This window comes from Arthrobacter sp. B0427-1-12, from assembly GCF_059092905.1.
On sequence record NZ_JBNHIC010000026.1, the window covers coordinates 1 to 10775 of the forward strand.

Below are 10775 nucleotides of genomic sequence, written 5' to 3' on the forward strand. Positions count from 1 at the left end.
CCCCCCCCCCCCCCCCCCCCCCCCCCCCCCCCCCCCCCCCCCCCCCCCCCCCCCCCCCCCCCCCCCCCCCCCCCCCCCCCCCCCCCCCCCCCCCCCCTCCCTCTCCTCCCCCCCCCCCCCCCCCGCCGCCGTTGGCTGGAGCTTTCGAAGCCGCCTGCTGTTTCCGGTTCCTGCCAGCCGGGCTGGACACCACCGGGCTGGACACCACCGGGGTGCTGCCCGGCGCGGCGGTTTGCCGCCGGGCGGTCTGGTCGCCGGGGCGCTGGGGGACCCCACGGATCGGTCATCGTCGCTGTCCTTCCAACAGTGCGCAGGTTGCAGGCACGGTGCACGCAGTCCGCGCGGGTCCGGGCTGCATCAGAAGCTTTCCAGGAGCTGGGCGAAGATGCCGAACATCCCCAGCACCAGCGGGACCGACGCCAGGATGGCCAGGCCTTCCAGCCGGTTCGCGAGCAGGCGGAACCGTGCGGCGGTATGGTCGGGCAGTTCGACCGTCAGGGAGACGGCAAAGCATACGGCGACCGCCAGCACGAGCACCCCGGTCAGCCAGGTCAACTCCGGAGCAAAGCGCATGGCAGCCAGTGCGAGGCTGACCAGTCCGACGGCGGCCGCCGCGTAGAGTGCCATCCGCTGGACCGCGAGGGGAAAGGAGCGGGCGCGCAGCGCCGCCGCCAGGATGAGCACGAGCAGCAGCGGAACGCTCCAGACCTGGGTTGCGGTGTCCCCGCCGATGAGCCAGAGCCCCAAGGCGACCGACGCGGCGGTCAGCACGGTGCCCAGGGTCAGGCTGCGGTGCGCGGCGCTGATGGCGTGCAGCGCGTCGGTGCGGCGAATCGTTCCACCTTGGGCGCGCTGGTCATCCAAGGTGGCAAGTCCGGAGGCCGACAGCGCAGTCTGGGGCATCAGGCCGAGGACCAGGACACTGATGAGGGCGGCCACGGCAGCGGTCCGTACCGCATCGCCGGTCAGCAGCCCGGCGGCCAGCCACACTGCGGTCAGCAGGGCAAGTGTTCCGGCGGCGCTGAACAGGGAACGGGGCCGGCGGGACACCAGTCCGACGGCGGCCAGCGCCACCACCGTCAGCACGGCGGCGTAGAGTGCCCGGTACCCGGCTGAAGCCGGGAGATGCAGGACCCCGCCGATGCCTGCCAGCCACCCCGCGGCGAGCAGCGCCGGACCGATGGCAGTAGTGCGCGGCGGCCTGCCGAGGGCTGCCCCGGAGGCGAGCAGAACGGCGGCAGCGGCCAGCAGGATCCACCAGGCATGGTCCGGCGCGAACCGCGTCAGCAGGATTTCCGCGCCGCCCCAGATGCCGGCGGCAGCGAAAGCAGCGGCAGTGATGTCCCGGAAGCGCCGGTTCCAGCGGCCGGGGACGTCCTCGGATTCCTCCACGACGATGTCGGTCACGTCATAGACAACGGCGGCCGGCGGCGCCTCAGACGCGTTGCACAGCCGCAGCGCAGTGCCGTCGAGGATTCCCGCCGCCTCCAGGGATGCCCTGGCATCCAGCTGGCCGCCGTCGGGAGTCACCACCACCTTGGCTGCTACATCGTCCTGCGGCTGGTCCTCCAGCAGGTTGAGGATCTGCGGAACCAGCCCTCCGACAGGCTGGTCGGAGGGGAGCAGCAGGTCCAGGTGCCGGCTTGAGCCGATCAGGGTCACCCGGGTGAAAGCTTGGGCCATAGGGAGATCAGGCTCCTGTCCTGGACGGAAGGTCGAACCCCGCTCCGGCGAGCGGAACGGAATGCCGGTAATCGGCGGAATGCTCATAGGCTGCAGAAGCGGAGCGGTTCCGTTCTTCCTGTTCCCGGCGCTGGTCCTCGAGCAGATTGCTGACAAAGGAGTAGCCGACGCAGATCGCCGCAATGAGCGCAGCCACCGCAACGCTGAACAAAAACATTTTTACACTGTCCATCCAGCGCCGCTCATTCGGGTTCTCCCCGTACAGCAGGGCAGTGGTGAGCCGGTTCCGGCGGACCGACACGGACTCAATGAGCTGATTGTCATAGTCGCTCGCCACGAGGGTCCTCTACTCCTGTCCGCCAATTGGGCCAGTCAATCCGGCCAGTCAATTCAGCTAATCGCTTTACTTATACTTACATCATCCAGCGGACGTTTGAGCTTCGGCGCAACCAAGGATGGGGAGTTCTCCCCATGCCGCTCGGTTGACCGGCTTCCCGGGCCTGGGCTTGGATTGAATTACCCGGGAACCGTTCAGCCGGGATTCCGATCAGGTTTCGAGGCCAAATGTTCTCACAGCTGGCCCAATGAGGGCACCGCGAGGTGCCAAGAGGTGGATACACATGAAGTTCGATATGGGTTCGCAAACACTGTCCAACCTGACGCAGCAGACCGGGACGGCCAATGAAGATCTTGGCCAGCTGGTCCGCAGTCTCGTGGATGCCGTCACCCCGCTTGAAGGCAAGTTCAACGGCCAGGGCCGCGTGAAGTTCGACGAGTTCAAGCACCGGGCCGACGAAATCGCCAACGAGCTCAACGGCTCCCTGGCCGCCATCCTGCAGGGCCAGAGCGAAATGGACACGGCCTTCCACACCGGGGACCAGGAGTCCGCCGACAACGCCGCCCAGCAGCAGGGCTCCGCAAACTTCGACGCCGCCCGCTTCAGCTCCTCGCGCTGACATTTCCTGCTCCGCAGCTTTTTTCTTCCCCCAATCTCCGTAACTACCGCTGCTTTTTTGCGTCCGCAGCGCTGAAAGGATTTTTCCCATGTCCCAGGACCGTATTTCCTACGACACCGATACCTCCGGCTCCGTCCAGGGCGAGATCCAGTCGATCGTCGGCCGGCTCGAATCGCTCATCGGCCAGCGCGAGAAGGACGTCAATGCCGCGATGGCCGACTTCCAGGCCGACGGTGTTTCCGAGGACTACCAGGCCGTCGAAATGCGCTTCAAGAACGCCGCCAATGAGACCCGCAACATCATCCGGCTGGTCAAGGAGACGCTCAACCTCAACGACCAGACCGCGTCCAGCGCCGGTGCCCGGGCCAGGAGCGCCGTCCAGAACATCGGTTAGCGGGAACGGCCGACCATGTCGTTCGATATTTCGACAGGCGCCGTGATCGGTGTCCTCAACGAGGTCAATCCCAAGCTGGAGGGCTACGAGAAGCTCTTCACGACGTTCTCCACCGAGCTGGAAGCACTCGCCACGGCCTGCAAGGCCGAACCCATCGGTGCGGAACTCGCGTCCCTGGCCGTCGAGACCCTGCAGCCCGCCATGACCAACATAGCGGGACGGACCGGTAATGCGGTCAGCGCTGTCAACAACGTGGTGACCATCCTGACCTCGGCGGACCAGGCGATGTCCGATACCGCACGGGAATCGGCCGCCAAAGCAGCCCAGGAGAAGGCGGACGACGCGCCGGCCCTGCCGCCGGCGTCGGACCCGAACAAACCCCAGCCGATGTAGCCGTCCCCACCGACACCCACCAGCAGCTCCCGCAGCCACCCGCCCCAGCATCCTGAAGGTTCTGAAGCATGAGCATCGACATTGCCAAGTTCGAGGAAGTCCTTCCCGACCCCGAGGCCATCCGCGGCGCGATGGGCAAGCTGAAGGGAACGGCGGAGTCAGTGGAGACCGCCGCGTCCGATTCGGCGGCCTCCTGGGCCAAGCTCAACAATCCGGCCGTCTACAAGGCGCCGGGGCAGGAAATCGTCTTTGGCGCCTTCCAGCCGGTGACCACCGCAGCCGATGACCTGGAGACGGACATCGGAACCGTGGGCACCGCCGTCGGAAACTATGCGGATGCCGTCCAGGGGCTGAAGGACCGGCTGGTCCAGGTGAAGGCCGACTACGCGGCCTTCCAGAGTGCCATTGCCGGCCGGTCCCGTGACGACTGGGACGACGACGAAGGCCTGGTCGGGCAGGAGCAGGGCATCATCGGGGCCCTGGACCAGCTCTACGCGGACCTGCAGAGCGCCCAGCGGGACTGTGCCAACAGCATCAGCGGCATCTACGGCGGACCGAAGTATGTGCTGACGACGGAGGAAGGCCCGAAGGCCGGCGAGATCGCCTACGGGTACACGAAGGAGCAGCTGGACGCGGCCGCAGTCGAAGGCCATGTGCCGTGGGGACAGCCCACCGAATGGGATAAGCCCTGGTACAAGGACGTTGTGGACGGCGTCGTGTCCTTCGGCAAGGGGTTCTGGAGCGGCATCACCGGCACTGTGACCGGACTGGGCAACATGCTCGGCTTCGGCGGCTGGGAGACCTTCAAGGCCACCTGGACCGGACTCGGCAAGCTCGCCGTCAACGTCGCCATCGTGACCAGCCCGGCCGCGCAGGTGGTGCTGCGCGCCACCGGCAACGGCCACATTGCGGACAAGGCGGGGGAGGAGCTGCTGGCGGTCGGCAAGGCCGCGATCCACTGGGACGACTGGCAGCGGGACCCGGCCTACGCCGCCGGCGCCACGACGTTCGACCTGGCCAGCATCCTGCTGACCGCTGGCGGCGGTGCGGTGGCCAAGACCGGCTCGGTGGCGGGCAAGATCACCACCGTCGCCAATGCCGGCGGCAAGGCCGCGACGGTGCTCAATGCCACCGGAATTGCCAAGGCGGCCAGTTTCTCCGGCAAGATCATCGACCTGGGACAGGCCCTGAAGATCAATACGGTCAACATCGCGGCCAATACCGGCCGGACCGTCATCGGCAAGGTCGGGAACGTCGTCGACAATGCCAACAACTACCTCATTAACGCTGGCCGGAATGCCGCCGACAATCTGGCGGCGCTGGGGGACAACCTGTTCCCGCAGCCGGCCATGGCCGGCGTGCCGGGCGGCGGCTCTTCGGCCGGCGGGAACCGTATGGCGGCCATGGCCTTCACACCGGAGGGGCCGTCGTCGCGCCCGGGCGGAACGGCATCCGGCACGCCGGCTGCCAGCGCTCCGGACACCAGCGTGCCGGACACCAGCGTGCCGGCGGCACGGCCCGGTACAGGTACGACGGCGGATGCACCGGTGGGGCGAACAGCCCCGGCAGGCACGACGCCGGCCCAGGCTCCCGCGGGACGTCCGGCTGCCGCAGCTCCCGACGCAGAGGCGACGCCTCGAGGCTGGCAGGCCAACCATCCCGGCGAAGCCCCGGACGACTACGCCCACCGCGGCGATAACAGCGGTGACCCGCTCAAGGATCCCAACGACATTCCGGGCTCCGGAGCGGAACCGGACCCGGACTACGGCAGGCCGCGTGAGGACGCAGGCGCCTTCGAACCAAAGCATGATCTCCCCGATTCGCGGAACGAAGCAACGGACAACCTGCGCCTGGACCAGGATCCGGAGCACCGTTTCGGCCGGGATGAGAACGGCAACTGGCTCGACGAGGAGGGCTACGCCAGCCGTTACGTCCAGGAGGACGGCTCGTTCCGGTACCCGTCGAACGCCGGCGGTGTCGAGGGGTCGTTCGTGAGCTACGACGACCCGCAGAGGTTCATCGAGGACCACGGCGCGCAGTTGGACCGGATCGGTCACGATTACGGTGACTACCTGGCCCGCGAAGGTACCCCGTGGGAAATGCGTGCCCTGCCGCTGGACACCCTGGGCAGTGACAAGAACCTTCGGCACTTCGAGATCAATCCCAATGGCACACTGCCTGAGGGATACCGGATCGAGGTCTCCGAGATCGACTCCGGTTTCGGCCAGCCGGGTGGCGGAACGCAGGTGCGCATCCTGGACGCCAACGGTGAGGCCGTCAGCCCGCATAGGCTGCTCAACGAGATGGACGAATCCGGCCGTCCGTTGCATGGAGATTTCTTCCGGGAAGCCCCGCGGACAATTGGCAAGTCGGACCCTCTCTACCCTCGGGATCCGAAGGCGCCGTTTGCCAGCATGGAGGTAGACGGCAAGATCGTTCCCCGGGCCCTGGAACCGAACAGCAGGTACTTCATCGAGGGCCGCGGGACCTTCCACACCCACGATCACGGTGAGATCTACCAGGTAGAGGCCGAATCCGGGCGCAAGCGCATGCCTGCATCAGCCGAGGCGCCGGCCCAGAAAGCCACCTGGAATCCGGAGCTGAACAACCCGTCACCCAACATGACGTACCTTGTGGACGGGAACCTGACTTTCCGGACCGACCATCTGGGGCGCACGACGTCTCTCCGGGCAGAGGATATCCAGTTCCATGAGAAGTCAGAGGCTGATGCCCGGCGTCACGGTTCGAACCAATCGGCGTCCGGCAAGCTGGGCGGATCGAACTTCGACGGCGGCCACCTCCTGGCCGCGATGTTCGGCGGACCGGGGGAGAAACTCAACCTGGTTCCCCAGCTGAACATCCAGAACCGCAACTTTGGGCTTGGCGATCTGACTCCCGGCCAGCGGGCGAGGCAGACCGGCAACGACAAGACGTGGTACGACCTCGAGACAGAGGTGAGAAGCATTCTTAATGGATCCGGCGGAACTCCCCCTAAAGTAACGTGGGAGGCGCGCCCGGTGTACTCGTCGGTCGGACCAGTGCCGGACCTGATCGACCTCCGGATACAGATCGGCAACAGGAAGTTGGAGTATTCCTTCGACAACTAGGAAGCCGTGCCAACGCGCGGCAGGTAGCGAGCGAGCGGATAAATGGATTTAGAGACACACGTCAAGGACTGGAATACCCAGGCATTCGGCCCCTCCGGTACATGCCTGGACTGCGAGGAAGTGCGCATTGACGTCAGCCGGTACTCCGCGGCGCAGAAGATCGTGGCGGAATACCTGAAGAACGGCGAATGGACCTCGTTCTTCACTGATGAGAAATTCGAAATACCAAGGGGCATTTTCAAAGAGGCGAAGCTGGCGGCTTACGTCAAGGGTCGCGGTACGTGGATCTTCCTGCGCGTTGTCCTTCGGCCCGATGCAGCCCCCACAGTCGAGGAACTGTTCGACCGGGAGATCGTCGGCAGCGGTCCACTGGAGCATCCTGCTTCCGCGGCGCAGCTGGTCGGGGAGCTCGCGGTGTTTCCCCGGACCCGGGAGAACATTCCGGACTGGATGATCCAGACGATTGAAGCCGCTGGCGAGCCGGTGCCGGTCCTGGACCCTGAGACGGACATGGTGGTCATGGGGGATGAGTCCTGGCCGTACGAGGAACCCTTTCTCTAGGCCGGGCGTGAAACAGATCGGCAACGACAGGACCTGGACGCCTATAGCTGAATCTGAGCTGTCCGCGGAAGTCGAGGACTGGCAGAACCAATTGTTCGGCTCCGATGGAAGCTGCCGGCGTTGTCCCGAAGTGCGGGTCATCACTTTGTTCGGCACTTCGCAGAAGCTTGCGGCCTATTGGTTCGATGGTGCCGACTGGAAGTCATTGTCCATCTTCGAAGCATTCGACTTCGATCCGGATGTTCTGGAGTCTGCAAAGCTCGCTTCCTATGCCCAGGGCAGAGGGGCATGCGTGTTCGTACAGGTGACGCTGCGGAAGGACAACAAGCCGGTGATTGCTTTCAGGTTTGACGAGGAAATCGTCAGTTCGCATGCTTTGGCTGCGAAAGCCACTGCTGCTCAGCTCATGGCCGAACTTGCCCGGTTCCCCCGGACCAGTGACAACATTCCGGACTGGATGGTCCAGACCATCGAAGCAGCCGGCGAGCCCGTTCCGGTCCTGGACCTTGAAACCGACACCGTAGTCATGGGCTGGGAAAGCCGGCCGTATGAGGAACCCTATCTCTAGGCTCACAAGTGCCGAACCGCCCACGATGACCCCAACCTCCGGAGGAACGCCTTGACCGACCAGCCGACCATCCTTCGCCAGCAGGAACTGACGGGGTCCCTGGCCCAGTGGCTTATGGACACCGTCAATACGCAGCCCGGATGGGACCAGCTCAGGCTGGACCTGAAGCCTGTCGGTCCCCGGTGGTTCCTGCGGGTCACGGAACACCGCAGCGGGCTGCAGGCCGGCAACGCCGGCGAACTGGACCCACGCGCTTCGGCGTTTAACGACGCCCAGGAGCTGCGGCAGGCCTCCTACAGCTATCCGGGCGGAACCTGGTTCGACGCCTCGGTCATTGTGTCCGCCTCCGGCTGGCCGCAGCCCCGGTATTCACTGGATGCCCGGTTCAATTTCGATGACGAACCGCAGCCCTGGAGCGAGACCGAACCGGAGCTGACTGATGAGCTGCTTACGGCGGATCTGGAGCGCTTCCCGCGTTCGGCGGAGGCCACACCGGGCTGGATCGCGGCGCGCATCGGGCTCCCGGTGGGCGGCCCGACCGGGGCGTCCGCCGCCGTAGCGCAGGAGGCCGCCGCAGCGTCGGCCGGCCCGGCCGAGCCTCCGGTGCTGCACAGCGGTGTCCTGACCGTCCGCGTCGACCGTGACGCCGTCAGCGTGCCCGGCAGTCCCCGGCACCAGCGCCGGCAGTTCGAACTGGACCGGAACGCCTCGCTGCAGGATGTCCTCGAGTATGTCGGCCTGCCGCTGATGTTCACCGAAGGCCAGGGCCGGTGGACCGTGGTCGCGGAAGGTGACGGCGGCACGGAGCGGATTGCCGCCGTCGTCAGCCAGGGAACGCCGGAACCGCGACAGCAGCCGCCCGCCCGCATCGAGTGGGTCACCGATGCGGCGCCCGCCGACCTCCTCAAAGCTGACGGCGCGCTCTACCTGACGTACCGCAGCACGCCGGGACCGGCGGACGAGGTCACGGCCGCCGCGCAGCGCGGCCAGCTGTGGGAGCCGGCAAAGAGTCATGGTCCCGTGGACAACGCGGCGCTGCGGGCTGCGATCGGCATATTCGCCGCCGCGCCCGGACAGGAAGCTTTCCTCAACGTGCTGCGCCAGGCCATGGCGGGCGAGCTCCTGCTGGACGTCACCGGATCGGGACCGGATGCGGCAGCAGGCAGACTCGCCGTCACCACGGCGGCCACGCCCGACGGCGGCACCGCCCTGGTTGCCTTCACCCGCCAGGAGGAACTGGGCAGATTCCGCGCGAATGCCGGCACCCCCGGCGAGAACGTCCAGTCCCTGGCGCAGCCTGCGGTCGGCGTCCTGGACTTTTTCCTGCGCGACGAACGCTACGGCGCCTTGTACCTCGATCCCGCGGGTCCGGTCTGTGCGCTGGCCCGCCGCGATGTCCAGTTCGCCCTCGCCTCGCCCCACCACGACCGGCTGAAGAACCTGCTGGCGGAGCAGCCGTCCCAGCAGCAGCTGTTCATGGCGCTGTGCGGCGAAGGCCAGCAGCAACTGCTGCTGGCCGAACGGACGGTGAATGGCCGGCCGCAGCCGGTGGTGGTCCCCGGCGAGGGCGAGCGTCCGGCGCCGGTCCTGCTGGCCTTCACCTCGGCGGCCGAGGTGGCCGCCTACGATTCCTCGCTGGGCTTCCGCCCGTTCGACGCCGGCTGGATCCTGAAGTTCGTCGTGGACCAGGGCATCGGCGGCCTGCGGATCAATCCGGCCGGCCCGTCGGCGACGATGAGCGGTTATCAGCTCTGGCACATCCTGGGCAATCCTGAGCGTCAGGAGGCTCCGGCTCCGGAGGAGGAACTGGAACGGGTCTTTGGCCGCGAGAGCGAGTTCGCGCGGATCATCGGGGAGCTGGGCGGCAGCCGACCGGTCCGCAAGGAGAACCGGGTGGAATTCTCCGCGGTCGACATGCGTTTTGGGATCCAGCTCACCGACGGCGGCTACGAGCTCCGGTCCGGGGAACGTGCCGTCGGATACAACTTCCCGCCCTCTGCTGTCTTCAGCCATGCCGAGGACGCCGCCCGCCAGCTGCTGGCCGATGTCGGAGAGATTGCACGGCACATCCGCGGGGGGAGCCGGCTCTTCGGCGATGTCCGTCCGGCTGCAGACTTCGCGGCGGGGCGGGATCAGGGCCGGGAGACGCTGACCTGGCAGGTAGCCGGCGGCAGCCGCCGAGCGTCCTTCCGGTCGGTCAACGGGGCAGGGCTGTTCTCGCGGTTTGCGACGGCGACCCTGGGACAGATCCGGGATGCCATCCTCTCCGGGCACGGAGTGCTGGACTTCACAACGGACGTGTCCGGGAGGCCCGCCCCGGAAGCGGTCGCGGAGGAACCGGCAGTGCGGGAACGCGCCGTGCAGGAACCGGCCGCCGCACGGCAGCCTGCGGCCGGCGCCGTGGCGGTGCCCGGGGAAGGCGCAACTATCGGCGAACTGGTCCGGTCCTTCGTGGCCGGCTGTGAGTCAATCCTCGGCGCCGACACGGTACGGCTGAACCCGCCCGCCGCTGCCGACGCATTGGAGGCGTGGGTCGCGGAACTGGGGGAAAGCTTCTCCCGTCAGCTGCGCGAACTCTACGAAACGGCCGACGGACAGGCCGAGTGGCCGTCGTCGTTCCTGTTCGGCGAGGCCCGGTTCCTGCCGCTCGCCGAAGTCACGGGACTGAACCGCGTGCTGGAACGCAACTTCCGGCTAAGCCGCTACGGCAACGTGCGCGATCCGCTGGATCCGGAGGATCCCGCGCTGCAGCCGGTGCAGTTTGATGTGAAGTGGATTCCGTTCGCGCGCACCGGCGGCGGAGAGGTGCTGGCCGTTGACACCAACCCCGGTCCGGCAGGGCAGTACGGGCAGATTATCCGGGCCAACGGTCCGGCCGGTTCTTATCCCGAGGTGGTGGCATCCAGCCTGGTGGACCTGCTGCGCGGGAACCTGATGATGCTGGCGGACGGCGAGTTCATCGTTACCTCCGCCGGAGCCGGCGATCTGGAGTCACCGGAGGAGCTCGACGGCCCGGTCATCGACGACGCCGGCGAACCCCGGTTCGTCATCATGGTCGAGGAAGGGGCCGACGGCACGGACTTCCTGCCCCGCCGGTAGCGCGCATCACGCCT

The 10775-nt window shown here is 66.9% G+C and carries 9 protein-coding genes; 7 read left to right on the forward strand and 2 right to left on the reverse strand.

All coding sequences use genetic code 11. The features are described 5' to 3' along the window. Positions 1 to 357: 357 nt before the first annotated feature. Together eccD and AC5RWU_RS15275 are read right to left on the reverse strand one after the other, a co-directional pair. Positions 358 to 1683 (reverse strand): type VII secretion integral membrane protein EccD, encoded by a 1326-nt coding sequence (gene eccD / locus AC5RWU_RS15270; protein ID WP_494028856.1) that lies wholly within the window; start codon positions 1681 to 1683, stop codon positions 358 to 360. 7 nt (positions 1684 to 1690) lie between these two features. Then, positions 1691 to 2020 carry a hypothetical protein gene (locus AC5RWU_RS15275; RefSeq protein ID WP_494028855.1) on the reverse strand — a complete coding sequence of 110 codons (330 nt, stop codon included), beginning with the start codon at positions 2018 to 2020 and terminating at the stop codon, positions 1691 to 1693. 295 nt (positions 2021 to 2315) lie between these two features. On the opposite strand from AC5RWU_RS15275, the gene AC5RWU_RS15280 reads away from it, so the two are divergent. From AC5RWU_RS15280 to AC5RWU_RS15310, 7 genes are all read left to right on the forward strand, one after another. After that, positions 2316 to 2639, forward strand: a complete 324-nt coding sequence (locus AC5RWU_RS15280) for a hypothetical protein (RefSeq protein WP_494037054.1) — start codon at positions 2316 to 2318, stop codon at positions 2637 to 2639. An 88-nt stretch (positions 2640 to 2727) separates the two neighbouring features. Then, the gene (locus tag AC5RWU_RS15285) at positions 2728 to 3033 is read left to right on the forward strand and encodes a pore-forming ESAT-6 family protein (RefSeq protein WP_494028853.1); all 306 of its coding nucleotides are present in this window, start codon (positions 2728 to 2730) and stop codon (positions 3031 to 3033) included. Positions 3034 to 3048: 15 nt separating this feature from the next. Then, positions 3049 to 3426, forward strand: coding sequence for a DUF6507 family protein (locus AC5RWU_RS15290; RefSeq protein ID WP_494028852.1), 378 nt, complete (start codon positions 3049 to 3051; stop codon positions 3424 to 3426). Between the two features lie 68 nt (positions 3427 to 3494). Next, positions 3495 to 6533 (forward strand): DNA/RNA non-specific endonuclease, encoded by a 3039-nt coding sequence (locus AC5RWU_RS15295; RefSeq protein ID WP_494028851.1) that lies wholly within the window; start codon positions 3495 to 3497, stop codon positions 6531 to 6533. Positions 6534 to 6575: 42 nt separating this feature from the next. Further along, positions 6576 to 7094: a hypothetical protein gene (locus AC5RWU_RS15300; protein ID WP_494028850.1), complete on the forward strand. Its 519-nt coding sequence runs from the start codon at positions 6576 to 6578 to the stop codon at positions 7092 to 7094. Beyond that, on the forward strand, positions 7060 to 7662 hold the full coding sequence (locus tag AC5RWU_RS15305) for a hypothetical protein (protein WP_494037055.1): 603 nt from the start codon (positions 7060 to 7062) through the stop codon (positions 7660 to 7662). The genes AC5RWU_RS15300 and AC5RWU_RS15305 overlap by 35 nt, the downstream gene beginning before the upstream one ends. A 51-nt stretch (positions 7663 to 7713) precedes the next feature. Then, positions 7714 to 10761: an SseB family protein gene (locus AC5RWU_RS15310; protein ID WP_494028848.1), complete on the forward strand. Its 3048-nt coding sequence runs from the start codon at positions 7714 to 7716 to the stop codon at positions 10759 to 10761. Positions 10762 to 10775 lie beyond the last annotated feature (14 nt).

What these genes read in the sequence shown, in the direction of transcription:
- eccD (WP_494028856.1), bottom strand. Translation starts at nt 1,683, where the DNA reads ATGGCCCAAGCTTTCACCCGGGTGACCCTGATCGGCTCAAGCCGGCAC.
- AC5RWU_RS15280 (WP_494037054.1), top strand. Translation starts at nt 2,316, where the DNA reads ATGGGTTCGCAAACACTGTCCAACCTGACGCAGCAGACCGGGACGGCC.
- AC5RWU_RS15285 (WP_494028853.1), top strand. Translation starts at nt 2,728, where the DNA reads ATGTCCCAGGACCGTATTTCCTACGACACCGATACCTCCGGCTCCGTC.
- AC5RWU_RS15290 (WP_494028852.1), top strand. Translation starts at nt 3,049, where the DNA reads ATGTCGTTCGATATTTCGACAGGCGCCGTGATCGGTGTCCTCAACGAG.
- AC5RWU_RS15295 (WP_494028851.1), top strand. Translation starts at nt 3,495, where the DNA reads ATGAGCATCGACATTGCCAAGTTCGAGGAAGTCCTTCCCGACCCCGAG.
- AC5RWU_RS15300 (WP_494028850.1), top strand. Translation starts at nt 6,576, where the DNA reads ATGGATTTAGAGACACACGTCAAGGACTGGAATACCCAGGCATTCGGC.
- AC5RWU_RS15305 (WP_494037055.1), top strand. Translation starts at nt 7,060, where the DNA reads ATGAGTCCTGGCCGTACGAGGAACCCTTTCTCTAGGCCGGGCGTGAAA.